The sequence below is a fragment of the Rhodovulum bhavnagarense genome (genome assembly GCF_004343505.1).
GTDB classification, from domain to species: domain Bacteria; phylum Pseudomonadota; class Alphaproteobacteria; order Rhodobacterales; family Rhodobacteraceae; genus Rhodovulum; species Rhodovulum bhavnagarense.
In genome coordinates, this window is sequence record NZ_SLXU01000010.1 from 1 (window position 1) to 25994 (window position 25994).

Consider the following 25994-nt stretch of genomic DNA (forward strand, 5'->3'; position numbering starts at 1 on the left):
CTGTGCCTCAAGGACAGCTGGCCGGGCCAGATGCGCACGGTTTATGGCGATCACCAGCGGTTCCAGGAAACCTATTTCCAGCAATACAAGGGCTATTACTTCTCGGGCGACGGCTGTCGGCGCGATGCGGATGGCTATTACTGGATCACCGGGCGGGTGGATGACGTGATCAACGTGTCGGGCCACCGGATGGGTACGGCCGAGGTCGAAAGCGCGCTGGTGGCCCATGCCGCCGTCGCCGAGGCCGCCGTCGTAGGCTACCCGCACGACCTGAAGGGCCAGGGCATCTACGCCTATGTGACGCTCATGAACGACGCCGAGCCCAGCGACGAGCTGCGCAAGGAGCTGGAGAAATGGGTGCGCACCGAGATCGGCCCGATCGCCAAGCCGGACGTGATCCAGTGGGCGCCGGGCCTGCCCAAGACCCGGTCGGGCAAGATCATGCGCCGTATCCTGCGCAAGATCGCCGAGAACGATTTCGGCGCCCTGGGTGATACCTCGACCCTGGCCGATCCGTCGGTGGTCGACGACCTGATCGAAAACCGCATGAACAAGGGCTGAGACCGCCCTGATGCAACCGCACCAGGCTTGCGCCCGGAGAGGAGCCGGGCGCAGGCGACCCCCTTCAACAACGGGAGGACCCCGACATGTCCGGCAAGGACTCTGCAATGGCCTACTGGAAGGCCAATATCCGCATCATCCTCATCAGCCTCGTCATATGGGCGCTGGTGTCCTTCGGCTTCGGCATCCTGCTGCGGCCGCTTCTGTCGGGCATCGCCGTGGGCGGGTCCGATCTGGGCTTCTGGTTCGCGCAGCAGGGATCGATCCTGGTCTTTCTCGGCCTGATCTTCTTCTACGCGTGGCGCATGAACCGGCTGGACCGCGAACACGGCGTGGACGAGGAGTAAGTCACGATGGATCAGTTTACGCTTAACCTCATTTTCGTGGGTGCGTCCTTCGCGCTCTATATCGGGATCGCGATCTGGGCGCGGGCCGGATCGACCAGCGAGTTCTACGCCGCCGGGCGCGGCGTGCACCCGGTGACCAACGGCATGGCCACCGCGGCCGACTGGATGTCGGCGGCCTCGTTCATCTCGATGGCCGGTCTGATCGCGTTTGTCGGCTATGACAACTCGACCTTCCTGATGGGCTGGACCGGCGGTTACGTGCTGCTGGCGCTGTTGCTTGCGCCCTACCTGCGCAAGTTCGGCAAGTTCACCGTGTCGGAATTCATCGGTGACCGGTTCTACAGCCAGACCGCGCGCCTGGTGGCGGTGCTGTGCCTGATCGTCGCCTCGCTGACATACGTGATCGGCCAGATGACCGGCGTGGGCGTAGCCTTTGGCCGGTTCCTGGAAGTGGACAACACCACCGGCCTGTTGATCGGGGCCGCGGTTGTGTTCGCCTATGCGGTGTTCGGCGGCATGAAAGGCGTGACCTATACGCAGGTCGCGCAATATGTCGTGCTGATCCTCGCCTACACGATCCCGGCGATCTTCATCTCGCTGCAACTGACCGGCAATCCTGTCCCACCGCTGGGCCTGTTCGGCGAGCACCAGGCAAGTGGCGAGCCGCTACTGGCCAAGCTGGACCAGATCGTGACCGAGCTGGGCTTCAAGGAATACACGATGCACCATGCCGACACGGTCAACATGGTGCTGTTTACCCTGTCGCTGATGATCGGCACCGCCGGTCTGCCCCACGTCATCATGCGGTTCTTCACCGTGCCCAAGGTATCGGATGCGCGCTGGTCGGCGGGCTGGGCGCTGGTCTTCATCGCGCTTTTGTACCTGACGGCCCCGGCCGTGGGCGCGATGGCACGTCTGAACATCACCGAACAGATGTGGCCCAACGGCACCGACAACGCCGCCGTTTCGGTCGAGACCATCGAGAATGACGAAAAGTATGACTGGATGCAGACCTGGGCCAAGACCGGTCTTCTCGGCTGGGAGGACAAGAACGGCGACGGCCTGATCCAGTATTACAACGACGCGTCGCCCGCGATGCAGGAACGCGCGGCCGAGGAAGGCTGGGAAGGCAACGAGCTGACCAACTTCAACCGTGATATCCTGGTTCTGGCCAACCCGGAAATCGCCAACCTTCCGGGCTGGGTGATTGGCCTGGTGGCCGCGGGCGGTCTGGCCGCGGCGCTGTCCACGGCGGCCGGCCTGCTGCTGGCGATCTCGTCAGCGGTCAGCCACGACCTGGTCAAGGGCGCGATCAACCCGCGTATCAGCGAGCGGGGCGAGTTGCTGTCGGCGCGGGTCGCGATGGCGGTGGCCATCGCGGTGGCGACCTACCTGGGTCTGAACCCGCCGGGCTTTGCCGCGCAGACGGTGGCCCTGGCCTTTGGCCTTGCGGCGGCGTCGATCTTCCCGGCGCTGATGATGGGGATCTTCTCGACCCGCATCAACAACGTGGGCGCGGTTGCGGGGATGCTGGCGGGTCTGTTGACCACGCTGATCTACATCTTCCTGCACAAGGGCTGGTTCTTCATCCCCGGCACGAACAGCTTTGACGATAGCGATCCGCTGTTCTTCACGGTCAAGTCGACCTCGTTCGGGGCGATCGGGGCGATGATCAACTTTGCCACCGCCTATGCCGTGGCCAGCATGACCAAGGCCCCCCCGAAAGAGATCCGGGACCTGGTCGAAAGCGTGCGCATCCCCCGCGGGGCGGGTGCGGCCGCGGCCGACCACTGAAACCGGGAAGGGGGGCGGCGCGCCGCCCCCTTTTCACACCGGCTGTCATTTTGCAGACCCGGCCCGCCTTTTAGGCTATTTCCGTCAAAGCGCCTGTTTTCACGCAAGAGGTTCCGATGCCCGACGCCGTGCCGATGGCCGACCCGCTGGCCAGCCTGCTCTGCCTGCCGCCGTTCGATCGGCTGCCGGAGGGGGCGCGCAGGGGATTGACAGGGCAGGTCACGCGAAGAACCCTGGCCGAGGGCCAGACCATTTGCCGGATGGGCGAAAAGCTGGACGGGCTTTACGTGATCGAGACCGGAAGCGCCGACCTGGAGGATGATGGCGGGCGGTTGATCGACCATCGCGGACGCGGTGACGTGATCGGCGAACGCGGGCTGCTGCGGCTGGGCCGCGCCACGCTCAGCGCGCGGGCCGCCGAGGCCGCCACCCTGCTGTTGCTGCCCAAGGACGCGTTCCACGACCTTATGGACGACGTGCCGGCCTTTGCCACCTGGTTCGCGCGCGCCATCCCCGGCCGCGCCGCCCCGGCCGAGGAAGAGGCCGCAGGGCTGACCGCGTTGAAGGTGGCCGACCTGATGACCAATACGCCGGTCACCTGCCCAGAGGGGGCGACGGCGACCGATGTCGCGCGGATCATGCGCCAGCACGGGATTTCCTCGGTCATCGTGATGGCGGGGGCGGCGCCCGTGGGTATCGTCACGGTGCGCGACCTGTCCGGCAAGGTGCTGGCCGAGGGGCTGGACGGCACAACGCCGGTAACGCGAGTGATGACCCGCGATCCGATCACCATCGGCCCCGACGCGCTGGGGCTGGATGCGTTGATGGTGCTGGCCGACAACAATATCAGCCACCTGCCGGTGGCCGAGGGTGGGCGCATCGTCGGGCTGATCGGGCGCACCGACCTGTTCCGCCAACAGGCCGCCACCGCCAGCCACATGATCGTGGAAATCGTCGATGCCGAGGACGCGCAGGACATGGCCCGCGTCGTCGCCCAGGTGCCGGCCCTGCTGGCACAGCTGGTGCGCGCGGGCGTGGATGCGGGCGCGATCACCCGGCGGATCACCGACATCACCGACGCGATCACCCGCCGCCTGCTGGCCCTGGCCGAGGCGCGTCTGGGCCCGCCGCCGGTGCCCTATCTGTGGCTGGCCTGCGGCAGCCAGGGCCGGCGCGAACAGACCGGCGTCAGCGATCAGGACAACTGCCTGATCCTGGACGACGCCGCCACGCCGGACCATGACGCCTATTTCGCGGAACTGGCAAAATTCGTCTCGGACGGGCTGAACACCTGCGGTTTCGTCTATTGCCCCGGCGACATGATGGCGACCAACCCGCGCTGGCGCCAACCGCGCCGGGTCTGGCGCGACTACTTCGCCGGCTGGATCGCCCAGCCCGACAACGAGGCGCAGATGCTGGCCTCGGTCATGTTCGACCTGCGCCCGATCGGCGGTGAGGCCGCGCTGTTCGAGGCGTTGCAGGCCGAAACGCTGGAGATGGCGCGCAAGAACTCGATCTTCGTGGCGCATATGGTGTCGAACTCGCTGAAGCACGCGCCGCCCCTGGGCCTGTTGCGCGGCTTTGCGCTGATCCGCTCGGGCGAGCACAAGGACATGGTCGATCTCAAGCTGTCCGGCGTGGTGCCGGTGGTCGATCTGGGCCGGGTCTATGCGCTGCAGGGCAACCTGACGGCGGTCAACACCCGCGAACGGCTGGTCGAGGCCAGCGCCGCCGGGGTGATTTCCCAGGCCGGGGCCCATGATCTGATCGACGCCTACGACCTGATCGCCGAAACCCGCCTGCGCCACCAGGCCGAGCAGATCCAGGCCGGCCGGGCGCCGGACAATTTCATGGCCCCCGCGCACCTGTCGGAACTGGAGCGCAAGCACCTGCGCGATGCCTTCATGGTGGTCAAGACGATGCAATCCGCGGCCAGCCAGGGCCGCGGCGTGATGGGGTAGGCGATGTTCCTGGAACTGATCGCAAGTTTCGTGGCCGGTCTGGGCGCGGTGGGGCTGGTGCTGGCACTGGACCGGCTGACCGGGCGGCATCTGCCGCGCTGGCTGGTCCCGCTGGCCGCGGGGGGAGCGATGATCGGTTACGCGGTATGGTCGGAATATAGCTGGGCGCCGCGCACCGTGGCGGGCTTGCCCTCGGGCGTGGTCGAGATCGAGCGCATCGCCGAGCGTAAGCCCTGGAAACCCTGGACCTATGCGGTGCCACAAGTCACGCGGCTGATGACGGCGGATGTGGGCGGGGCGGCCACGCGGGCGGATGCCCCGGGTCTGCGTCTGGTCACGCTCTACGCCTTTGCCCGATGGCAGCCGACCCGGGCGATCCCGCAACTTGTCGATTGCACCGGTGGCGCACGTGCCGATGTCACCGACGCGGTGCTGGCAGATCCGGCGGCGGCGGACTGGCGCGCGCTGGCGGCGGACGATCCGCTGCGCCGCGCGGTCTGCGACGGCGCAGATTGGGGCGGGGACGGCTCGTGAAGGGGCGGCGCATTCTGCTGGCCGAGGACGAGGACGGCATCGCCCTGGCGCTTGACTATCTGCTGTCGCGGGCCGGATATGAGGTGGCCCGCGTTGCAGACGGGCAGACGGCATTGGCGGCGTTGGAGGAGACGCCGCCGGACCTGGTGATCCTGGACGTGATGCTGCCCGGCAAGACGGGCTACGAGATCTGTCAGGATATCCGGGGCAAACGGGATCTCGGGGCCCTCAAGATCCTGATGATGACGGCGCGCGGCGGGGAGGTCGAGCGGCGCAAGGGGCTGGCGCTGGGGGCGGATGCGTTCCTGGCCAAACCCTTTGCAACCGCGGATCTCTTGGCCCAGATCCGCGCGTTGCTGGGGGGAGAGGTGGATGCATGAGCGGCTTGGGTTAAGATTACGGTTCGCCCTGTTTTTCGCCGCGCTTGCGGCGGGTGGCGTGACGGCGCTGGCAGTGGGGCTGTGGCTGGGTCATGCGCGCGCGGGTGGCCCTTTCGAGGGCTATCTGATCGCGGGGCTGGTCTCGGGCATTGGTGTGGCGGGGCTGGCGGCCTGGGTGGGGCTTTTGTTCGATGAACATGTGGCTCGCCCGATCCTGGCGCTGGCCGCCGATCTGACAACCCGCGCCCGCGCCGATATCGACGCAGGCATCGACGAGACCCGCGCGCGCTATCTGGGGGCGTTGGCGCCCGCGGCGAACGCGATCCACGATGCGCTGGCCGTCACCCGCGCCGCGCAGGACCGCGTGGTGGCCGAGCGCACGGCGCAGATCAACCGCGAAAAGGCGATGTTCGAGGCATTGTTGCGCGATCTGGCCGAGGGCGTGGTGGTGGCGACTCCAGACCATCGGATCATGCTCTATAACCGCGCGGCGCAGGGACTTCTGGGTGATCTGGGGCTGGATCGGTCGCTGACCGCTTTCCTGCGTCCCGAGCCATTGTCGCACGCGCTGGACCGCATGGTCGCGCGCGCCGCCCGCGGCGAGCACGAGGCCGAGCAATTCCTCGCCGCCACCGCCTGTGGCGAACGTTTCCTGATGGTGCGCGTCAGCCCCGTTGGCGTCGAGGGACAGCGCGCGGGCTATGTGATGATCTTTCACGACGCGACCGAGGATTTGCGTGCCCATGCCGAGAGAGATCACCTGTTCAACATGCTGCTCGACAAGGTGCGCCGCCCGACCGCCGCGCTGGGCGCGCTGTTGGATGCGGTGGGCGACCCCGATTTGTCAGGGGATCGACGCGCCGGTTTCCTGGCCATGATGGGAAAGGAACAGTCTGCCCTTGCGGATACCGTCCACGAGGTGGCCGAACGGCATGGCGCGGCGACTGCGCGGCACTGGCCGATGCCTGCCGTCGCCTCTGATGATATTTTCGATGCGTTGCAGGCCCGCCTGCCATTGCCGCTGAACCACAAGGGCCGCCGGCATTTCATCCGCTGCGACGGGTTCGCGATGACCGAATTGCTGGTGCGGGTGATCGAGGGGCTGGCCGGGCAGGATACGCGCGGCGATTTCGTTCTCAGCGCCGAAGCCGAGGGCCGCGAGGTGCGCCTGGCGCTGGGCTGGTGCGGGCCGGACGTGCCCGACGGCAAGCTGGACGCGTGGCTGGAGGAACCGCTTTCGGCCGGCTACGGCCAATATACCGGCCGCGACGCGCTGGAAGGCCATGGTACCGACCTGTGGTCGGAACCGACCGAGACCGGTCACCGGCTTGTGCTGCCGCTGCGCGCGGCCGATGCGCCGGATCTGACCCCGGCCGATCCGCGCCCGGAATTCTACGATTTTACCCTGCCGCCGCCGGCCACCGAGGGGCTGGCCGAGCGCCCGCTGTCAGAGCTGCGCTTCGTGGTGTTCGACACCGAGACCACCGGCCTGTCCCCGAAAGGTGGCGACGAGATCGTGCAGATCGCAGGCGTTCGTATCGTCAACGGCCGCATCCTGCGGGGCGAGGTGTTCGACACGCTGGTCAATCCCGGCCGGCACATCCCCGCAAGCTCGACCGCGATCCACGGGATCGACGATGCCCGCGTGCGCGGCGCCCCCGACCTGATCGCGGCGGCGCAACGGTTCCACGATTTTTGCGAGGGCGCGGTTCTGGTCGCCCATAACGCGGCTTTCGACATGGCCTTCCTGCGAATGAAGGAATCGCGACTTCGGGTCATGTTTGACCATCCGGTTCTGTGCACCGTTTTGCTGTCGGCCGGCCTTTACCCCCATGCCGACGACCTGACGCTGGATGCGCTGGCCGCCCGGTTCGGCGTCAACCTGCCCGAGGATCACCGGCATACCGCGCTGGGCGACGCGCTGGCGACGGCCGAAGTCTTTCGCCACATGCTGGGCGAGATGGAGGGCGCTGGCCTGCGCACCCTCGGCGAGGCGCTGGCGCGCAGCGACGAGATGCACCGCATCCGACGCGCGCAGCGTTACTAGCCCGACGCCAGGGGGCGCCCGGGCCGGGCCAGCCTGGTACGTCTCGTGCGGGGCTTGACGGGCCGAGACGATGCGCCGCTGCATGGCCTTGCAGCCTCGGCTTGAGCCGATGTCGTCAACGCCCTATAAAACGTCGCTTGTATCTACGGAACGCAGAGCGGAGGAGCGCAGATGCACGACAAAGACATGCGGCCGCCCTGGGGGCGGCGGTTCTGGATCGCGGCCATGGCCGTCGTCATCGTACTGGGCATCGCCGTGCCCTACGGTGTTCTTGCCGGGGCCGCGCCTGGCTATGCAGTCCTGTTGTTCTGGGGTGGTTTCGGGCTGGTCGTGATCGCGCTGGTCGCGCTGGCCGTTCTGCGCTGGAGGGTCGCGCCATGATGTCCCCGTTGATCGTATGGGCCGCGATCGGCCTGTTCACCGTCCTGGGTTTTGTCATCGCCCTGCGCGCCGCGCGCGCCAATAGCGGAACCGCGGGCGATTATTATATCGCCGGGCGGGATGTCGGGGGCATGGTGGCGGGGCTGTCTTATGCCGCGACCACCTATTCTGCATTCATGCTGGTGGTGCTGACCGGGCTGACCTATCGCGGCGGCGCAGGTGCGCTTGGGTTTGAACTGATCTATTTCGCGGGGCTGTCGCTTTTGGTGGTCTTTGCGCCACGCTTCTGGCTGGTGGCCCGCCGCTGGGGCTTTATTTCCCCGGCCGAGATGATCGGCGCCCGCTATGGAAGCCGCAATGTCGCGCGGGCGATGGCGCTGGTCAGCCTGGTGTTCTTGTTGCCCTATTGCACCACCCAGATGGCCGGGATCGGCCTGTTGCTGTCGGGGGTGACCGATGGCGGCATCACCCTGTTCGGTGCCGTGGCCACGGGCGCGGCCCTCTCGATGTTCTGGGCGGTTCTGGCCGGTCTGCGTTCGGTCGCTTGGACGGATGCGGCGCTGTCGGTGGTGATGCTGGGATCGGGTCTGCTTGCGGTGGGGTTCGCTGTGTCCGAACTGGGGGGGCTTGCGGCCTTTGGCCAGGGGCTGGTCGCCGATCACGGCGCCTGGCTGGGCGTGCCGGGTTCGGGATTGTGGAGCCTGCCAACCTTTGTTGCCCTGGCCTTTCCGTGGTTCTTTTTCGCGCTATCGAACCCGCAGGTCAGCCAGCGATTGTTCGTGCTGCGCGATTTCCGCGCAATGCGGCGTATGATCCTATGGGTTCTGGGCTTTGGCTTTGTCTTTACGCTGATCGCGGTGGCCTGGGGGTTTGCGGCGTTGCAACTGGTGCCTGGGCTGGAAAACAGTTCCATGGCTACGCCCGCGCTGTTGACCTCGGGGGCGGTGCCGGTCTGGGTGGGGCTGTTGTTGATCCTCGGTATCCTGTCGGCGGCGATTTCGACACTTGATTCCATCGCGCTTGCGGTGGGCGCGATGATCGCGCGTGATTTCGTCCGGCGCGAGGGAGTGTCCAATGACGGGCTGCAAATCCTGGCCGGGCGCGTCGTGATCGTTGGCGTGATCCTGTTTGCCAGTTATTTCGCCCTGCAAAAGGCCCAGGTCGTCGACCAGTTGGCGGCGCTGTCGGCGGCCGGCCTCTTGGTGACTGTCCCGCCGATCTTCGGCGCGTTCTTCTGGTCGCGGGGGACGGCGGCGGGGGCGCTGGCCGGTATCCTCGGCGGGGCCGCGGTCGCGGTTTGGATGGCGATCCTGCAAGGGGTCAGCGTGTTCAACCCGTTGCTTCCGTTCACGGTGGGCGGCGTCAGCGCGGCGTTGTTCGTGGGCGTCAGCCTTGCCACGCGGCCCCGCGCGGGCGCATTGGATTTCGCGGCCGAGATCGCGGACGACATGTCGCGTCACCGGGCCTGGTAGTCCGGCCCACAGGCGCCGGGCGGGGAACGCTGTGCCAGTCCCCCGCCCGTCGCGGCATTCACAGGTGCGGATGGGGAGGTGATCTGGCCGGGGCCGTGCGCGGTCAAACGGCTCGGCGCGGCCGCATCTCACCCCATCAAGCCTCGCATAACGACGAACATGGCGCCAGACAAGATCGCCGCGGCCGGTACTGTGACAACCCAGGCGGCGATGATGGTCATGAAATGCGACCGGCGCACCAGTTTGCGGCGGCGGCGTTCCTCTGCGGGGATGCGTTTTGCGGGGGGGCGTGCCATGTTGATCTGGCGGGCGCGCTGTTCGGCATGCCATTCGCGGAAAAAGCCCACGCCGAACACGCCGCCCACCGCGATGTGGGTGGAACTGACAGGCAGACCCAGCCAGGATGCCACGATCACCGTGATCGCCGCCGACAGTGCCACGCAATAGGCGCGCATCGGGTTCAACTTGGTGATCTGGCTGCCGACCATGCGGATCAGCTTGGGCCCGAACAGCATCAGCCCGAACGAGATGCCGAAGGCGCCGATCACCATCACCCAGGCCGGGATCGCCACCTTGCCGGCCACCGCGCCGAATTCCTGCGCATGAACAATGGCTGCCAGCGGCCCCACGGCGTTGGCCACGTCATTCGCACCATGCGCAAAGGACAAGAGCGCCGCCGAGACCACCAGCGGAAAGCCGAACAGCGCCTTGAGCGATCTATTACGGTTTTCCATTCCCCGTGACTGGCGCCGGATGGCCGGAATCGCGATCAGCCAGGCCGCGATACCTACCCCCGCCCCGATTGCGAGCGCGTGCGAAAGGTCGATATCGACAATACGCTTGAGGCCCTTCAACGCGAGGTAGCTCGCGAAGGTTCCTGCCATCAGACCGATCAGTGCCGGAACCCATCTGCGGGCCGCCGCGATCTTGTCCTCGACATAGATGATCCGCCATTTGATAAAGGCCAGGACAGCCGCCGCGATTACCCCGCCCAAGAGCGGTGAGATTACCCAGCTTGCCGCGATGGCGCCCATCGTGGACCAGTTCACCGCCGCGCCCCCCGCGGCGGCGACCCCGGCGCCCAGGACCCCCCCCACCACGGAATGCGTGGTCGAGACCGGGGCGCTGAACCAGGTCGCGATATTCACCCAGATCGCCGCGGATAACAGCGCCGACATCATCGCCCAGGTAAAGACCTGTGCATTCTCTACCGCGGCCGGGTCAATGATGCCCTTGGAAATGGTCGAAACAACGTCGCCGCCCGCGATCAGCGCGCCGGCGCTTTCGAAGATGGCCGCGATCATGATGGCACCGCTCAGGGACAGCGCGCTGGCCCCGACGGCGGGCCCCATGTTGTTGGCGACGTCGTTGGCCCCGATGTTCAGCGCCATATAGGCGCCAAAGCCCGCCGCCGCGACGATGAACAGCATTCCGGGCGCCTGGCCGACGATGACACCTGCCACCAGCGCCGCGAGCACGATGAACGCAAGGGAGATACCCACGCCGATCAGCGGGCGTGACACGTACATGGTAGCGGACTCGACCCGTGTCAGACGGTTGAGATCCTTGTCCAGCGTGCGCCACTGGTAACGCTTTGAACTGTCGGTCACGCGCTTGTCCGGTCTTGTGGGCCGTTAAAGTTCCCGAGCGGGTATCAGGTCCCAAGATCGGATGGAAGGTTTTCAAGGAGTTCTTTCAGGTCGGGCTCATCCACCGCTGCCGCGGCCTCCGGCGGGCTCATCCACCGGCGGGTTCTTTCCGACATCTCGGGAAAGGTCTTGTGGAGGTTTTCCACCTCAACGGCATAGACATCGACTTCGGTCAGGACCGGCACGCCACCTTTCAGCCGCTTGTCGTAATGGTACTGCCCTATCTTGCGGGCGGGGGCTTTTTTCGCGCGGACCCCGGCCTCTTCCCAGGCTTCCTCGCAGGCGGTGCCCTCTGCGTTCAGGCCGGGTTTTGGCCATCCCTTCGGCAGAATCCAGCGCCCGGTATCGCGCGAGGTGATCATCAGGATCTCTGGTCCGTCGGGACCCTTGCGGAAACACAGGGCGGCGACCTGAAACCGGGCGGGTCGACGCAGCAGTGGCGATAGCGCGGCATTCCAAAAGGTCTTGAGCATTCAATTCCTCATACGAGCAAAGCCTTGTTCCTATCAGCATTCGTATGCTGATACGAGTGGCTCCGTGTCGTCAACGGGATCGCGCGGCGCCTTCCTGTCAAGGATGCCACGCGGGTGGGCAAAATCCTGCCCAGAAAGCAAAAGCCCCTGGAAACCAGGGTTTCCAGGGGCTTTTGGGCTTGACAATGGTGCCCAGGAGAGGACTCGAACCTCCACGTCCATACAGACACTAGCACCTGAAGCTAGCGCGTCTACCAATTCCGCCACCTGGGCCGGTGTCGTGAGGCGGTGCAATAACGGGGGCGGCGGGTGGTGTCAACGGCGATCTGAAGGAAAAATGTGATGCTGTCGCGCGCGCTTGTTTGCAGGCGGTTGTGCATATATCCAATGCTGGGCATCCAGCTCGGGAGGAATTGCCATGTCGCGGCTTGTTACCATTTTCGGGGGCTCTGGATTCGTCGGCCGATACGTTGCGCGCCGCATGGCGCAAGAGGGCTGGCGCGTGCGCGTCGCCGTGCGGCGCCCCAACGAGGCGCTGTTCGTGCGCACCTATGGCGCGGTCGGCCAGGTAGAGCCGGTTCTGTGCAATATCCGCGACTGCGACTCGGTCGCCGCCGCGTTGCGGGGGGCCGATGCCGCGGTCAACTGCGTGGGTATCCTCAACGAGGTGGGTCGCAACACGTTTGGCCTGGTCCAGCATCACGGTGCCGAGCATGTCGCACAAGAGGCCGCAAAGGCCGGTATTGCGCGGCTGGTGCATATATCTGCCATCGGCGCGGACCCGCACGGCAAAAGCGCCTATGCCCAAAGCAAGGGACTGGGCGAAGCGGCGGTTACAGAGGCGTTTCCGCAGGCGGTGATCCTGCGCCCCTCGATCGTGTTCGGGCCCGAGGACCAGTTCTTCAACCGTTTTGCCGGCATGGCGCGATTCCTGCCGGTTCTGCCGGTAACCGGCGGAGCGAGCATGTTCCAGCCTGTCTATGTCGATGACGTGGCGCATGCGGCGGCGATGGGGGTGACGGGCGACGCGGCGCCGGGTATCTACGAACTGGGCGGCCCCGAAACGCGCAGTTTCGCCGATCTGATGGAGGAGATGCTCGAGGTGATCCGGCGGCCAAAGGTTCTGGTTCTGAACCTGCCCTTGCCGGTTTCGGCGCTGATGGGGGCTGTGTTCGACCTGCTTCAGGCGCTGTCGCTGGGGCTGTTCACCAACTCGGTCCTGACCCGCGACCAGGTGCGCAGCCTGGGGCTGGACAACGTGGTTGGCAAGGATATGCCGGGGCTGCCGGAGCTGGGCATCGCGCCCACCGCGATGGACGCGGTGCTGCCGGAATACCTGTGGCGCTATCGTCCGGCGGGCCAGTTCTACGAGGTGCGTGAATCGGCCAAGCGCCTGCGCCCCTAGCCATAGGCAATGGAAAGCAGCACCAGGCCAAGGATCACGCGATAGATCACGTAGGGTGTAAAGCTGACGGTGCGGGCCAGGCGCATCATCACCGCCAATGCCGCCAGTGCCGAGGCAAAGGCGAAGGCGGCCGCTATTGCCCCGTCCCGCGCCATTGCGAGGTTGGCATCGGCTGCCACCTCGCCGCCGACCAACAGGCCCGCGACCGTGATGGTCGGGATCGACATCAGCATCGATAGCCGTGCCGCGCCCACCCGGTCATAGCCAAGCGCCCGTGCCGCCGTGATCGTGATGCCCGAGCGCGAGGTGCCGGGAATCAGGGCAACCGCCTGCCACAGTCCCATGATGGCGGCATGTTTCAGTGTCCATTGCGGCGCCTTGCGGATGCGCGGTGCGCGCATGTCAACGGCCCATAACAGTATGCCAAAGACCAGCATCGTCCAGCCGATCACCGCGATACTGCGCAGTGCCGCGTCCAGCCCTGTCAGTTCGACGATCAGCCCCAGGATCATCACCGGGATCGTCGCCACGATCAGGCAGAGCGCAAGGAATGCGCCGGGCGTGTCGATCTGTCCGCGCAGCACCCGGCCCAGCCCCGCGACGGCCAGCGCCACATCCTTGCGGAAATACAGCACCACCGCCCCGAGCGTGCCCACATGCACCGCCACGTCGATGGCCTGCCCCTGGTCGTCCAGCCCGGTGAGGTTGGGCAACAGGATCAGGTGCCCCGAGGACGAGATCGGCAAAAATTCGGTCACGCCCTGGATGATCGCGATCAGGAGCAGGTGATAAAGGGCCATGGCGGGGCTCGCGTTGGATCAGTCTCAGCATAGTAGGCTGATTCGGAAAGAGAAGGGTGCATAAAGATCAGTGTTATTGACCTTATTTTGGGTGCGATCCAGCCAAATCGCGACGGCGACTGGAAAATAAAATGTAATTAGGTCAATGTGTGTGACTTTTATTTGCGGGGCGCCCCCCGTATAGAAGGCGCTTGATTGGCCCGAACTCTGTGCCGGAGGACAGCACGATGTCGAAGCGGAAGATGCTGCAATTCGTCAGCGTGGCAAAGGAAATGCCCGAGAAACGTGCCGCCGATGCGCGCGCGCAAGACTTCCACGAGATCTACACCGAGTTCGCTGCCGAAAAGGCCGCCGAACAGGCCGCCCGATGCAGCCAATGCGGTGTGCCTTACTGCCAGGCGCATTGCCCGCTGCATAACAACATTCCCGACTGGCTGCGCCTGACCGCCGAGGGGCGGTTGCAAGAGGCCTATGAGATGAGCCAGTTCACCAACACCTTCCCGGAAATCTGCGGCCGCATCTGCCCGCAGGATCGCCTGTGCGAGGGCAATTGCGTGATCGAACAGTCGGGCCACGGCACCGTGACCATCGGCGCGGTGGAAAAATACATCACTGACACCGCCTGGGACGAGGGCTGGGTCAAACCGATCCAGCCGGCCGAGGAGCGCCCCGAAAGCGTGGGTATCATCGGTGCCGGCCCCGGTGGTCTGGCCGCGGCCGACCGGCTGCGCCGCGCTGGTATCCAGGTCACGGTCTATGATCGGCATGACCGCGCGGGCGGCTTGCTGACCTATGGCATCCCCGGTTTCAAGCTGGAAAAGGACGTGGTGTTGCGCCGTGTCGCACAGTTGCAAGAGGCCGGTGTCGAATTCGTGCTGAACTGCAACGTCGGCACCGATATCAGCTTTGACGCGATCCGCGGCAAGCATGACGCCGCCCTGATCGCAACGGGCGTCTACAAGGCTCGCGACCTGTCCGGCCCCGGTGCGGGGGGCGCAGGCATCGTGGCCGCGCTGGACTACCTGACCGCGTCCAACCGCGTCAGCCTGGGCGACGAGGTGGCGGAGTACGAGGCGGGCACGCTGAATGCCAATGGCAAGCGCGTGGTCGTGATCGGCGGCGGCGACACCGCGATGGATTGTGTGCGCACCGCGATCCGGCAGGGGGCTGTCAGCGTGAAATGCCTCTATCGCCGTGATCGCGCCAACATGCCAGGCAGTCAGCGCGAGGTGCAGAACGCCGAGGAAGAGGGTGTTGAATTCGTGTGGCTTTCGGCCCCGAAAGGGTTTGCTGGCGACCCGGTGGAATCGGTCATGGTGCAAAAGATGCGCCTGGGTCCGCCCGATGCCACCGGCCGTCAGACCCCCGAGGTCATCGAGGGCGCGGATTACGCCGAACCTGCCGACCTGGTGATCAAGGCGCTGGGCTTCGAACCCGAGGATTTGCCGACGCTCTGGGGCGAGGACGCGCTGGAAGTGACCCGCTGGGGCACCGTCAGGGCCGAGTTCGGCACGCACGCGACGTCGCTGCCCGGTGTGTTCGCCGTGGGCGACGTGGTGCGCGGGGCCTCGCTGGTTGTGTGGGCGATCCGCGACGGGCGCGAGGCGGCCGATGCCATCCTCGACTTCCTGGCGCAGCCTGCGCAGGTGGCGGCGGAATAACCGGGGCTTTCCCGCAGTGACACATGAGCCGGGCCCGCAAGCGATGCGCGCCCCGACCCTCCGGAGAAAAGGGTAAGACCATGACGAAATTCGATGCCGCCTGGGTAGCCCAGGAAGAAGCCAAGCGCGCTCAACTGGCCGAGAATGGCCTCTATTCCCCAGAGGACGAACATTCCTCTTGCGGGGTGGGGCTGGTCGTGTCGGTCGATGGCAAGCCGTCGCGAAAAGTGGTTGAAAACGGGATCGACGCGCTAAAGGCGGTCTGGCACCGTGGCGCCGTCGATGCCGATGGCAAGACCGGCGATGGCGCGGGCATTCATGTGCAGATCCCCGTGCCGTTTTTCTACGACCAGATCCGCCAGACCGGGCACGAACCCAATCCCGACCGCCTGATCGCGGTGGGCCAGGTGTTCTTGCCGCGCACCGATTTCGGCGCGCAAGAGGTCTGTCGCACGATTGTCGAGACAGAGGTGCTGCGGCTGGGCTATTACATCTATGGCTGGCGCCATGTCCCCGTGAACACGGATGTTCTGGGTGAAAAGGCCAATGCCACGCGCCCCGAGATCGAACAGATCCTGATTTCGAACTCCAAGGGCGTGGACGAGGAAACGTTCGAGCGCGAACTTTACGTCATTCGCCGCCGCATCGAAAAGGCCGCCGCCGCCGCGCAGGTGCCCACGCTTTACCTGTGCTCGCTGTCCTGCCGCAGCGTGATCTACAAGGGCATGATGCTGGCCGAACAGGTGGCCGAGTTCTATCCCGACCTTCAGGACGAACGTTTCGTGTCGTCCTTCGCGATCTACCACCAGCGCTATTCGACCAACACCTTCCCGCAGTGGTGGCTGGCCCAGCCGTTCCGCATGCTGGCCCATAACGGCGAGATCAACACGCTCAAGGGCAATCTGAACTGGCTGAAAAGCCATGAGATCCGCATGGCATCATCGGCCTTTGGCGAGTTGGCCGAGGATATCAAGCCGATCGTGGCGCAGGGCTCGTCGGATTCGGCGGCACTGGATTCGGTGTTCGAGGTGCTGGTGCGGGCGGGGCGCAACGCGCCGATGGCAAAGACCATGCTGGTTCCCGAGGCCTGGTCGAAACAGGCGGTCGAACTGCCTGAAAGCTGGCGCGACATGTATGCCTACGTGAACTCGGTGATGGAACCCTGGGACGGTCCCGCGGCGCTGGCCATGACCGATGGCCGCTGGGTGTGTGCGGGGCTGGACCGTAACGGCCTGCGGCCGATGCGCTATGTCATCACCGGTGACGGGTTGTTGGTGGCCGGCTCTGAAATCGGCATGGTCCCGACCGACGAGGCCACCGCGCGCGAAAAGGGCGCGCTGGGCCCGGGCCAGATGATCGCCGTCGACATGAAAGAGGGCAAGCTTTACCACGATGCCGAGCTGAAGAACCTTTTGGCCGCCAGCCACCCCTTTGGCGACTGGCTGGAAAAGGTCGATGAACTGGACGACGTCCTGGCCGTCGAATCCGAGGCCCCGCTGTTCGAGGGCACCGAATTGCGCCGCCGCCAGATCGCGGCGGGATACTCGGTCGAAGAGATCGAACAGATCCTGATGCCCATGGCGGAAGAGGGCAAAGAGGCGATTGCCTCGATGGGCGACGACACGCCCTCGGCGGTGTTGTCCAACAAGTACCGGCCGCTCAGCCATTTCTTCCGGCAGAACTTCAGCCAGGTGACCAACCCGCCCATCGATTCGCTTCGTGAATACCGGGTGATGAGCCTCAAGACCCGGTTCGGCAACCTGCGTAACGTGCTGGACGAGGATGGTAGCCAGACCCGCATCATCGTCCTGGAAAGCCCGTTCCTGGGCAATGCCCAGTTCTCCAAGCTGGTCAGCGAATTCGTCGTCCCGATGACAGAGATCGACTGCACCTTCCCGGCCGATGCCGGGCCTGATGCCCTGCGCGCCGGGCTGGAACGCATCCGGGCCGAGGCCGAGGACGCGGTGCGATCGGGGGCGGGGCACCTTGTGCTGACCGATCAGCACCAGAACGAGAAAAAGGTGCCGATGCCGATGATCCTGGCGACATCGGCCGTTCATAGCTGGTTGACGCGCAAGGGGCTGCGGACCTTTACCTCGATCAACGTTCGCTCTGCCGAATGTGTCGACCCGCATTACTTCGCGGTGCTTATCGGGTGTGGTGCGACAACCGTGAACGCCTATCTTGCCGAGGACACGCTTGCAGACCGGATTCAGCGCGGCCTGCTGGAGGGCACCCTGACAGAGGCGGTGGCACGTTTCCGCAAGGCCATCGACCTTGGGTTGCTCAAGATCATGTCCAAGATGGGCATTTCGGTTCTGTCCTCCTATCGCGGCGGCCTGAACTTCGAGGCCGTGGGCCTGTCCCGCGCGATGTGCGCCGAGTATTTCCCGGGCATGCATAGCCGGATTTCCGGTATCGGTGTGTCGGGTATCCAGCGCAAGCTGGAAGAGGTGCATCGCCTTGGCTGGCGCGGCGGCCAGGATGTCCTGCCCATCGGCGGCTTTTACAAGGCGCGGCGCACCGGCGAAACCCATGCCTGGGAGGCTAAGACCATGGCGTTGTTGCAGCGAGCCTGCGACACTGCCAGTTTCGAGGTGTGGAAACAGTTCTCGGCCGCTATGCAGGCCAACCCGCCGATCCATCTGCGCGACCTGCTCGCGATCCAGAAGATCGGCAAGCCGGTGCCGATCGAAGAGGTCGAAAGCGTCACCTCGATCCGCAAGCGGTTCGTGACGCCGGGCATGTCGCTGGGCGCGCTGTCGCCTGAGGCGCACAAGACGCTGAACGTCGCGATGAACCGGATCGGCGCGAAGTCGGATTCCGGTGAGGGCGGCGAGGATCCGGCGCATTTCCACCCCGAACCCAATGGCGACAACCCCTCGGCCAAGATCAAGCAGGTGGCCTCGGGCCGGTTCGGCGTCACGGCGGAATACCTGAACGCCTGCGAGGAACTGGAGATCAAGGTCGCCCAGGGTGCCAAGCCCGGCGAGGGCGGCCAGTTGCCGGGCATGAAGGTCACCGACCTGATCGCGCGGCTGCGCCATTCCACCAAGGGCGTGACGCTGATTTCGCCCCCGCCGCATCACGACATCTACTCGATCGAGGACCTGGCGCAGCTGATCTATGACCTCAAACAGATCAACCCGCGTGCCAAGGTGACGGTGAAACTGGTGGCGGCCTCGGGCGTTGGCACGATCGCGGCGGGCGTGGCCAAGGCCAAGGCCGACGTGATCCTGATCTCGGGGCACAATGGCGGCACGGGGGCCAGCCCGGCGACGTCCATCAAGTATGCGGGCCTGCCTTGGGAAATGGGCCTGACCGAGGCCAACCAGGTTCTGACCATGAACAACCTGCGCGACCGGGTGACGCTGCGCACCGATGGTGGCCTGCGCACCGGGCGCGACATCGTCATGGCCGCGATGATGGGGGCCGAGGAATACGGCATCGGCACCGCCGCGCTGATCGCGATGGGCTGCATCATGGTGCGACAGTGCCAGTCGAACACCTGCCCGGTGGGCGTGTGTACGCAGGACGAACGCCTGCGGGCCAAGTTCACCGGCAATGCCGACAAGGTGGTGAACCTGATCACCTTCTACGCGCAGGAGGTGCGGGAAATCCTTGCCTCGATCGGTGCGCGGTCGCTGGACGAGGTGATCGGGCGCACCGACCTGCTGTGCCAGGTCAGCCGTGGCTCGGCGCATCTGGACGACCTCGATCTCAACCCGCTATTGGTGCAGGTCGATGCCAGCGACCGGCCGAAACTGGATCGCCTGCGCCCGCGCAACGCGGTGCCCGACACGCTGGACGCGGAAATCCTGCGCGATGCGCAGCGGTTCTTCGAGGATGGCGAAAAGATGCAGCTTTCCTATGCGGTGCGCAACACGCACCGGACCATCGGCACCCGCGTCTCCAGCCACATCGTCAGCCGCTTTGGCATGCGCAACAAGTTGCAGCGTGACCACCTGACGGTAAAACTGGCCGGCAGCGCGGGCCAGTCGCTGGGCGCCTTCGCAGCGCCGGGGCTCAAGATCGTGGTGGCGGGCGATGCCAACGACTATGTCGGCAAGGGCCTGTCGGGCGGCACCATCGTGGTGCGTCCGCCGCTGTCCTCGCCGCTGGTGGCGGCCGACAACACGATCATCGGCAATACCGTTCTTTACGGGGCGACGGACGGTCATCTCTTTGCGCTGGGCCGGGCCGGCGAACGCTTCTGTGTGCGCAACTCGGGCGCCAAGGTGGTGGTCGAGGGCTGCGGCTCGAACGGGTGCGAATACATGACCGGCGGGGTCGCGGTGATCCTGGGCGAGATCGGGGCCAATTTCGGCGCGGGCATGACAGGTGGCATGGCCTATCTCTATGATCCCGAAGGCAAGGTGGCGGATCGGCTGAACATGGAGACGCTTGTCACCTGCAAAGTCACCGTCCAGCACTGGGAGGCCGAGCTGAAGGGCCTGATCGCCGCCCATGTGGAGGAAACCGGCAGCCGCCGCGCACGTGACATCCTCGGCCACTGGGAGCTGGAAAAGGGCAATTTCGTGCAGGTCTGCCCGCAGGAAATGCTCGACAAGCTCTCGCACCCGCTGGGCATCGAGGAACGCGCGGTTCCGGCCGAATAGGCACGGCCCTTCCGTGTCGACATATCGGGGCCGCGCATTGCGCGGCCCCTATCCTTTCCGCCGCCGATAGCCAAGCGGCCCGTGCCGCGCTATGACCCCGCCATGGCGAAACGCAAAGCCCCCACCCCGCGCAAGACGCGCAAACCGGCCCGTGGCCGATCCGCCGCCCCGGCAGCACCCGGCCTACTCGCACGGCTGGGCATGTTGCTGCGGCGTATGCGGCGGCGGGTGTTGCTGGGCTTGGTGCTGCTGCTGGCGCTGGCCGTGATCGGGCCGTCGGTCTTGAACCCGCCGATCACCTACACGATCTGGTCGGAAAAACGCCGGCTGGGCGAGGTCGAACGCCAGTGGGTGCCGATCGAGGCCGTGGCGCCGGTGATGCTGCGCGCGACCGTGGCTGCGGAGGATGCCAATTTCTGCCTGCACTGGGGATTCGATATGGCCGCGATCCGTGGCGCGCTGGCTGCAGGCGGGCGATACGGCGCCTCGACGATCAGCCAACAGACGGTCAAGAATGTCTATCTTTGGCAGGGGCGCAACTGGTCGCGCAAGGCGATAGAGGGCGTGTTGACCCCGCTGGTCGAATTGACATGGTCCAAGCGGCGCATTCTCGAGGTCTATCTCAACGTGGCAGAATTCGGCGAGGGTGTCTTTGGCGTCGAGGCTGCCGCGCGCCACTATTTCGGCATTCCGGCCTCGAAACTGACTGCCGCGCAGGCCGCCGCGCTGGCCGTTGTTCTGCCCGACCCCAAGGATCGCGACGCCGCCCGGCTGACACCCGCGCTGGAGCGCCGTGCCCGCGCGGTGCGCGACGGGGCGGCAACGATCCGGGCCGATGGCCGCGCTGCCTGTTTCCAGAGTTGAAAATCCGCCCCTCGCGCGGCAAGAGGGGAAAGATCAACCCATCGGTGACCCGAATGAACCGTCTCTACCACGTGCCCCTCTCTCCGTTCTGCCGCAAGGTGCGTCTTGTTCTGGGCGAAAAGCGGATCGAGGTTGAACTGGTCGAGGAACGCTATTGGGAACGAGCCCCCGATTTCCTGCGCCGCAACCCGGCGGCGAAAGTTCCGGTGTTGCGCATGGATGGCCGCACCATGGCCGAAAGCCATGCAATCTGCGAATATATCGAAGAGGTTCATCCCGATCCGCGCCTGATGCCCGCCTCTGCCGGCGAGCGTTACGAGGTGCGCCGCCTGACAGGCTGGTTCGATGACAAGTTCCATTCCGAGGTGACGTCGAAACTGTTATACGAGCGCGTCAACAAGAAGGTTTCCGGCCAGGGCTATCCCGACAGCCGCAATGTCAAGGCCGGTGCGCAGGCGATCAAGTATCATCTCGATTACATGGGCTGGCTGCTGGATCAGCGCAGGTGGCTGGCGGGCGATACGATGACGCTGGCCGATTTTACCGCCGCTGCGCATCTGTCCAGCCTCGACTATATCTCGGACGTGGACTGGAACCGCAACGCCAATGTCAAGGACTGGTACGCGAAGATAAAGTCGCGCCCTGCCTTTCGCAGCATCCTGGCCGACCAGGTGCCGGGATTCCCGCCGCCTGCGCATTATGCGAACCTGGACTTTTGAGCGCCGCGCTGAAAGCCCGCCTTGCCGAGACGGCCCGCGACGAGGGCTTTGCCGCGATGGGCGTGTGCCGCCCCGATGCGATCCCCCATGCCCCCGCCCGGCTGGCCGAATTCGTTGCGCAGGGCCGGCAGGGCCAGATGGCCTGGATGGCCGAGCGCATGGGATGGCGGGGAAATCCCGCCGCGCTTTGGCCCGAGGCGCGCGCCATCATCAGTTTCGCCGAACCCTACACCCCGGCGCATGATCCGCTGGCGGTGCTGGACCGGCCTGACCGGGGCGCGATCTCGGTCTACGCGCAAAACCGCGATTACCATGACGTTTTGAAAAAGCGGCTCAAACGGGTGGGACGCTGGCTGCTGGAACAGGCGCCGGAGCACCAGATCAAGGTTTTCGTCGATACTGCCCCGGTGATGGAAAAGCCGCTGGCGCAGGCGGCGGGCCTGGGGTGGCAGGGCAAGCACACGAACCTGTTGGGCCGCGATCTGGGCAACTGGTTCTTTCTTGGGCTGATCTTCACCACGCTGGACCTGCCTCCCGATGCGCCCGAGGCGGAACATTGCGGCAGTTGCACCGCCTGTCTGGACGCCTGCCCCACGGGCGCGTTTCCGGCCCCGTTCCAACTGGATGCGCGGCGCTGCATTTCGTATCTGACGATCGAGCACAAGGGGCCGGTGGATGGGGAATTGCGCGCCTTGATGGGCAACCGCATCTATGGCTGTGACGATTGCCTGGGCGTTTGCCCCTGGAACAAGTTTGCGGTCGCGGCGCGTGAGGTGAAATACCTTGCCCGCCCTGACCTGATCGAACCGCCCCTGGCCGAGCTGGCGGCGCTGGACGATGCCGCGTTTCGCGCGCGATTTTCCGGCTCGCCGGTCAAGCGGATCGGGCGCGGCCGGTTCGTGCGTAATGTCTGCTATGCCATCGGCAATTCGGGTGACCCGACGCTGTCATCCGTGGTTGCGGCACTGACCGACGACCAGGACGCGGCCGTGGCCGATGCGGCGCGATGGGCGTTGGCGCGTCTTGGAGGGGCCTGATCCGGCGCTTTGCAAGTCACGGGGGCGGGCGTAAGAAGGTCTTGTTTCCTTACATGCCGTTGCCATGAATCCCGCCCGCGCCATTGCCCTGAAACTTGCCGCCGTGACTTTGTTCGTGGCGATGTCCGCGCTGATAAAGGTCAGCGCCGCCGAGGTGCCGCCAGGCCAGGCCGTGTTTTTCCGTTCGTTCTTTGCAATCCCGGTGATCGTGATCTGGTTGGCCGCGCGTGGCGACCTGGCCGCGGGGCTGCGCACCCGCGACCCGCTGGGGCATCTGGGCCGCGGGGTGATCGGGGTGATGGCGATGGGGCTGATGTTCACTGCGCTGGGGCTGTTGCCGCTGCCCGAGGTTACGGCGATCGGCTATGCCACGCCGCTGTTGATCGTGATTTTCGCGGCACTTTTCCTTGGTGAACGGGTGCGGATGTTTCGCCTGGCGGCGGTCGGGTTGGGCCTGGTGGGGGTGCTGATCGTGCTGTGGCCGCGCCTGTCGGCGCTGGATGGGGGCGAAACCGGCCGGCAAGAGGCGATCGGTGCGCTGATCATGCTGGGCGGTGCTACCTGTGCGGCCCTGGCACAGGTCATGGTGCGCAAGCTGGTTCAACGCGAGCGCACAGAGGCCATCGTGTTCTGGTTCTCGATCATCGCCTCGGTTCTGTCGCTGTTGACGATGCCCTTTGGCTGGACATGGCCCAGCCCAGCGGTCGCGGTCATGCTGGTTCTGGCGGGGCTGATCGGGGGCGTGGCGCAGGTCTGCCTGACGCTGTCCTACCGTCATGCCGAGGCTGCGGTGGTTGCGCCCTTCGATTATGCTTCGCTCCTGCTTGCGCTGGTGGTGGGCTATGCGGTGTTCGACGAGGTGCCCACGCCTGCGATGCTGGCCGGCGCGGGGCTGGTGATCGCGGCGGGTATCCTGATCATCTGGCGCGAGCGGCAATTGGGGCTGGAACGGGGTCGCGCCCGTCAGGGCACAACCCCGCAGGGCTAGGTGGGCTATTCCCGCACCAGCCGTTCATAGGCGTCGGCCATGTCGCGGGTGAGCGCGCCCACCTCGAAATTGTAATCGCCGATCTGGCCCACGGGCGTCACCTCTGCCGCGGTGCCGGTCAGCCAGCATTGCTGGAACCCTTCCAGTTCGGTGGGCTCGATATGGCGTTCATGCACGCATACGCCGCGTTCCTTGAGCATCGCGATCACGGTTTGCCGGGTGATGCCGTTGAGGAAACAGTCGGGTTTGGGGGTGTGGACCTCGCCATCCTTGACGAAAAAAATGTTGGCCCCGGTCGCCTCGGCCACATAGCCGCGATAGTCGAACATCATCGCATCCGAACAACCCTTGGCCTCGGCCGCGTGTTTGGACATGGTGCAGATCATGTAAAGACCGGCGGCCTTGGCCTGGCTGGGCGCGGTTTCGGGGCTTGGGCGTTTCCATTTAGAAATGTCCAACTTGGCGCCGCGCGTCTTGGCATCGCCGTAATAGGCGCCCCATTCCCAGACCGCGACAGCCATGCGCACCGGGTTACGGCGGCTTGCGACGCCCATATCCTCGCCGGCGCCGCGCCAGGCCAGCGCGCGCACATACGCGTCGGACAGGCCGTTGGCCTGCATCACCTCGGCCTTGGCGGCCTCGATCTCCTCCACCGAATAGGGGATCTCGAAGTCGATGAGGTTGGCTGACTGCCTCAGCCGCTCTGAATGTTCGCGCGACTTGAAGATCTTGCCGCCATAGGCGCGTTCGCCCTCGAATACGGACGAGGCATAATGCATCGCGTGGGTCAGGATGTGGACGTTGGCCTCGCGCCAAGGCTGTAGTGTCCCGTCCATCCAGATAAAGCCGTCGCGGTCGTCATAGGCAGACATCGCCTTTGTCCTTTCCTCTGCGCTGAAATACGCTTTCATTTGTCGAATATTGCGCAAATTAGGTCCGATATGGGCACAATGTTGCGCCAAATTCACGGTTCGCTATCAGTTGAGTCTTGGAAAGTCAACAAGGCTGACATAAGGTTGCCCGAGTATTGAACTATCTGCATAGCTATTGGGGTATTCTATGGCCGAAGGAATGCCAGCCGTGGCCCAAACCGGCAAAAGCCTGCTTTACCTGACCGACGAGCAGCTTCGAAAAGGGACCGAGGCGATGTTCTTTGCCTATCGGGGTTTTACCGCCGATCCTGACCGTATCCTGCAACAGCATGGATATGGCCGGGCCCATCATCGGGCAATTCATTTCATCCACCGGGCGCCGGGCACAACGGTGAACAACTTGCTGTCGATCCTGGGGGTGACCAAGCAATCGCTCAACCGCGTTCTGCGCGCGCTGATCGCGGATGGCCTGGTCGAAAGCCGGATAGGTGCCCGCGACAAGCGTGAGCGGCATCTTTTCCTGACTGAAACGGGTGCCGAATTGGAACGCCAGCTTTCCGATGCCCAGCGTGAGCGGATGCGCGCGGCCTATCGCGCGGCCGGGCCCGAGGCCGTGGCGGGGTTTCGCCAGGTGCTGGAGGCGATGATGGACCCCGAGCAGCGCCGTCATTTCCAGCGGCTTTCGGACAGGGGTGTCTGAGACCGTGAACGGGCCGGCCGGGATACATCTGTTGATCGTCGATGACGATGCCCGTATCCGTGATCTCTTGCGAAAATTCCTGGTGCGGCACGGGTTCTGGGTCAGCGTGGCGCGCGATGCGGCACATGCGCGGCGGTTGCTGGATGGGCTGGAATTCGATCTGATCGTCATGGATGTCATGATGCCGGGCGAGGACGGGATCGCGTTGACCCGCGCATTGCGGACCCGGATCGCGACACCGATCCTGTTGCTGACCGCGCGGGGCGAAGCCACGGATCGTATCGCTGGGCTGGAGGCGGGGGCCGACGACTATCTTGTCAAACCGTTCGAGCCCAGGGAATTGCTGTTGCGGATCAACGCGATCTTGCGCCGGATGCCCGCCGAAGAGGGGTCGGTGGATCTGCCCAAGGTGCTGCATCTGGGCCCCTTGCGCTATGACGTCGCCCGCGGCGAGCTATGGCAAGGTGAGACGCGCGTGCGCCTGACTGGGACCGAGGCACAGCTCATGCGCATCTTTTCCGCCGCCGCGGGCGAGCCGGTCAGCCGGGCGCGCCTGGTCGAGGAGTTGGGCCGCGACGACGGGCAGGCGCAGGAGCGGGCAATCGACGTGCAGATTACCCGCCTGCGCCGCAAGCTGGAATCCGACCCCAAGCAGCCCCGTTATCTGCAAACCGTGCGCGGGGCGGGCTATATGCTGGCCCCTGATTGAGGGCAGGGATATCCGTGGCAG

Annotated in this window: 22 protein-coding genes and 1 tRNA gene; 18 read left to right on the top strand and 5 right to left on the bottom strand. The window is 65.3% G+C overall.

Annotated elements, in window-relative coordinates:
- The 9 genes from EV663_RS10470 to EV663_RS10510 all read left to right on the top strand — a co-directional run.
- On the top strand, positions 1-561 hold a 561-nt coding region (locus EV663_RS10470; protein WP_165910178.1), incomplete at its 5' end, for an AMP-binding enzyme.
- An 86-nt stretch (positions 562-647) separates the two neighbouring features.
- Positions 648-908, top strand: coding sequence for a DUF4212 domain-containing protein (locus EV663_RS10475; protein ID WP_132951753.1), 261 nt, complete (start codon positions 648-650; stop codon positions 906-908).
- A gap of 6 nt (positions 909-914) precedes the next feature.
- On the top strand, positions 915-2702 hold the full coding sequence (locus EV663_RS10480) for a sodium:solute symporter family protein (RefSeq protein WP_132951754.1): 1788 nt from the start codon (positions 915-917) through the stop codon (positions 2700-2702).
- Between the two features lie 116 nt (positions 2703-2818).
- A complete protein-coding gene (locus tag EV663_RS10485; RefSeq protein ID WP_132951755.1) occupies positions 2819-4663 on the top strand; it encodes a DUF294 nucleotidyltransferase-like domain-containing protein in 1845 nt (614 codons plus the stop codon).
- 3 nt (positions 4664-4666) lie between these two features.
- Entirely contained in the window at positions 4667-5197 is a 531-nt protein-coding gene (locus EV663_RS10490) for a hypothetical protein (protein WP_132951756.1), read from the top strand.
- A complete protein-coding gene (locus tag EV663_RS10495; RefSeq protein ID WP_132951757.1) occupies positions 5194-5577 on the top strand; it encodes a response regulator transcription factor in 384 nt (127 codons plus the stop codon). Before EV663_RS10490 ends, EV663_RS10495 begins: the two co-directional genes overlap by 4 nt.
- Positions 5570-7624 carry a 3'-5' exonuclease gene (locus tag EV663_RS10500; protein ID WP_243697940.1) on the top strand — a complete coding sequence of 685 codons (2055 nt, stop codon included), beginning with the start codon at positions 5570-5572 and terminating at the stop codon, positions 7622-7624. The genes EV663_RS10495 and EV663_RS10500 overlap by 8 nt, the downstream gene beginning before the upstream one ends.
- Positions 7625-7795: 171 nt before the next feature.
- A complete protein-coding gene (locus EV663_RS10505; RefSeq protein ID WP_132951759.1) occupies positions 7796-8005 on the top strand; it encodes a hypothetical protein in 210 nt (69 codons plus the stop codon).
- Positions 8002-9477, top strand: a complete 1476-nt coding sequence (locus tag EV663_RS10510; protein ID WP_132951760.1) for a sodium:solute symporter family protein — start codon at positions 8002-8004, stop codon at positions 9475-9477. The genes EV663_RS10505 and EV663_RS10510 overlap by 4 nt, the downstream gene beginning before the upstream one ends.
- Positions 9478-9605: 128 nt before the next feature.
- Here the strand turns inward: EV663_RS10510 and EV663_RS10515 are convergent, their stop codons facing one another.
- From EV663_RS10515 to EV663_RS10525, 3 genes are all read right to left on the bottom strand, one after another.
- The gene (locus EV663_RS10515) at positions 9606-11087 is read right to left on the bottom strand and encodes an inorganic phosphate transporter (protein WP_132951761.1); all 1482 of its coding nucleotides are present in this window, start codon (positions 11085-11087) and stop codon (positions 9606-9608) included.
- A 44-nt stretch (positions 11088-11131) separates the two neighbouring features.
- Positions 11132-11599 carry an NUDIX hydrolase gene (locus EV663_RS10520; protein WP_132951762.1) on the bottom strand — a complete coding sequence of 156 codons (468 nt, stop codon included), beginning with the start codon at positions 11597-11599 and terminating at the stop codon, positions 11132-11134.
- A 186-nt stretch (positions 11600-11785) separates the two neighbouring features.
- Positions 11786-11872: transfer RNA gene (locus EV663_RS10525), tRNA-Leu, on the bottom strand.
- 145 nt (positions 11873-12017) lie between these two features.
- Between EV663_RS10525 and EV663_RS10530 the strand changes: the two genes are divergently transcribed.
- Entirely contained in the window at positions 12018-13004 is a 987-nt protein-coding gene (locus EV663_RS10530) for a complex I NDUFA9 subunit family protein (RefSeq protein ID WP_132951763.1), read from the top strand.
- Here the strand turns inward: EV663_RS10530 and EV663_RS10535 are convergent.
- Positions 13001-13804, bottom strand: a complete 804-nt coding sequence (locus tag EV663_RS10535; RefSeq protein WP_132951764.1) for an undecaprenyl-diphosphate phosphatase — start codon at positions 13802-13804, stop codon at positions 13001-13003. The genes EV663_RS10530 and EV663_RS10535 overlap by 4 nt on opposite strands.
- A 227-nt stretch (positions 13805-14031) precedes the next feature.
- Between EV663_RS10535 and EV663_RS10540 the strand changes: the two genes are divergently transcribed.
- The 6 genes from EV663_RS10540 to EV663_RS10565 all read left to right on the top strand — a co-directional run bounded on the left by EV663_RS10540 (position 14032) and on the right by EV663_RS10565 (position 23692).
- Positions 14032-15465 (top strand): NAD(P)-dependent oxidoreductase, encoded by a 1434-nt coding sequence (locus EV663_RS10540; RefSeq protein ID WP_132951765.1) that lies wholly within the window; start codon positions 14032-14034, stop codon positions 15463-15465.
- An 80-nt stretch (positions 15466-15545) separates the two neighbouring features.
- Complete coding sequence (gltB, locus tag EV663_RS10545) at positions 15546-20084, top strand: glutamate synthase large subunit (protein WP_132951766.1); 4539 nt, start codon at positions 15546-15548, stop codon at positions 20082-20084.
- A gap of 102 nt (positions 20085-20186) precedes the next feature.
- Positions 20187-20948, top strand: a complete 762-nt coding sequence (gene mtgA / locus EV663_RS10550; RefSeq protein WP_132951767.1) for a monofunctional biosynthetic peptidoglycan transglycosylase — start codon at positions 20187-20189, stop codon at positions 20946-20948.
- 53 nt (positions 20949-21001) lie between these two features.
- A complete protein-coding gene (gene fzlA / locus EV663_RS10555; protein ID WP_132951768.1) occupies positions 21002-21667 on the top strand; it encodes an FtsZ-binding protein FzlA in 666 nt (221 codons plus the stop codon).
- Positions 21664-22704 carry a tRNA epoxyqueuosine(34) reductase QueG gene (gene queG / locus EV663_RS10560; RefSeq protein ID WP_132951769.1) on the top strand — a complete coding sequence of 347 codons (1041 nt, stop codon included), beginning with the start codon at positions 21664-21666 and terminating at the stop codon, positions 22702-22704. Before fzlA ends, queG begins: the two co-directional genes overlap by 4 nt.
- 64 nt (positions 22705-22768) lie before the next feature.
- The gene (locus tag EV663_RS10565) at positions 22769-23692 is read left to right on the top strand and encodes a DMT family transporter (RefSeq protein ID WP_132951770.1); all 924 of its coding nucleotides are present in this window, start codon (positions 22769-22771) and stop codon (positions 23690-23692) included.
- A gap of 5 nt (positions 23693-23697) precedes the next feature.
- Here the strand turns inward: EV663_RS10565 and EV663_RS10570 are convergent, their stop codons facing one another.
- Positions 23698-24564 (bottom strand): branched-chain amino acid aminotransferase, encoded by an 867-nt coding sequence (locus tag EV663_RS10570; RefSeq protein ID WP_132951771.1) that lies wholly within the window; start codon positions 24562-24564, stop codon positions 23698-23700.
- Between the two features lie 187 nt (positions 24565-24751).
- Between EV663_RS10570 and EV663_RS10575 the strand changes: the two genes are divergently transcribed.
- Positions 24752-25264 (top strand): MarR family winged helix-turn-helix transcriptional regulator, encoded by a 513-nt coding sequence (locus EV663_RS10575; RefSeq protein WP_132951772.1) that lies wholly within the window; start codon positions 24752-24754, stop codon positions 25262-25264.
- Positions 25257-25973 (top strand): response regulator, encoded by a 717-nt coding sequence (locus tag EV663_RS10580; protein ID WP_243697941.1) that lies wholly within the window; start codon positions 25257-25259, stop codon positions 25971-25973. The genes EV663_RS10575 and EV663_RS10580 overlap by 8 nt, the downstream gene beginning before the upstream one ends.
- Positions 25974-25994 lie beyond the last annotated feature (21 nt).

Excerpts from the sequence above, each read along its gene's own strand:
- EV663_RS10575 (WP_132951772.1), top strand. The coding sequence starts at position 24,752 with ATGGCCGAAGGAATGCCAGCCGTGGCCCAAACCGGCAAAAGCCTGCTT.
- EV663_RS10570 (WP_132951771.1), bottom strand. The coding sequence starts at position 24,564 with ATGTCTGCCTATGACGACCGCGACGGCTTTATCTGGATGGACGGGACA.
- EV663_RS10565 (WP_132951770.1), top strand. The coding sequence starts at position 22,769 with ATGAATCCCGCCCGCGCCATTGCCCTGAAACTTGCCGCCGTGACTTTG.
- EV663_RS10520 (WP_132951762.1), bottom strand. The coding sequence starts at position 11,599 with ATGCTCAAGACCTTTTGGAATGCCGCGCTATCGCCACTGCTGCGTCGA.
- EV663_RS10535 (WP_132951764.1), bottom strand. The coding sequence starts at position 13,804 with ATGGCCCTTTATCACCTGCTCCTGATCGCGATCATCCAGGGCGTGACC.
- EV663_RS10505 (WP_132951759.1), top strand. The coding sequence starts at position 7,796 with ATGCACGACAAAGACATGCGGCCGCCCTGGGGGCGGCGGTTCTGGATC.
- EV663_RS10500 (WP_243697940.1), top strand. The coding sequence starts at position 5,570 with ATGCATGAGCGGCTTGGGTTAAGATTACGGTTCGCCCTGTTTTTCGCC.
- EV663_RS10530 (WP_132951763.1), top strand. The coding sequence starts at position 12,018 with ATGTCGCGGCTTGTTACCATTTTCGGGGGCTCTGGATTCGTCGGCCGA.
- fzlA (WP_132951768.1), top strand. The coding sequence starts at position 21,002 with ATGAACCGTCTCTACCACGTGCCCCTCTCTCCGTTCTGCCGCAAGGTG.
- EV663_RS10480 (WP_132951754.1), top strand. The coding sequence starts at position 915 with ATGGATCAGTTTACGCTTAACCTCATTTTCGTGGGTGCGTCCTTCGCG.
- gltB (WP_132951766.1), top strand. The coding sequence starts at position 15,546 with ATGACGAAATTCGATGCCGCCTGGGTAGCCCAGGAAGAAGCCAAGCGC.
- EV663_RS10490 (WP_132951756.1), top strand. The coding sequence starts at position 4,667 with ATGTTCCTGGAACTGATCGCAAGTTTCGTGGCCGGTCTGGGCGCGGTG.
- EV663_RS10475 (WP_132951753.1), top strand. The coding sequence starts at position 648 with ATGTCCGGCAAGGACTCTGCAATGGCCTACTGGAAGGCCAATATCCGC.
- EV663_RS10540 (WP_132951765.1), top strand. The coding sequence starts at position 14,032 with ATGTCGAAGCGGAAGATGCTGCAATTCGTCAGCGTGGCAAAGGAAATG.
- EV663_RS10485 (WP_132951755.1), top strand. The coding sequence starts at position 2,819 with ATGCCCGACGCCGTGCCGATGGCCGACCCGCTGGCCAGCCTGCTCTGC.
- EV663_RS10510 (WP_132951760.1), top strand. The coding sequence starts at position 8,002 with ATGATGTCCCCGTTGATCGTATGGGCCGCGATCGGCCTGTTCACCGTC.
- mtgA (WP_132951767.1), top strand. The coding sequence starts at position 20,187 with ATGGCGAAACGCAAAGCCCCCACCCCGCGCAAGACGCGCAAACCGGCC.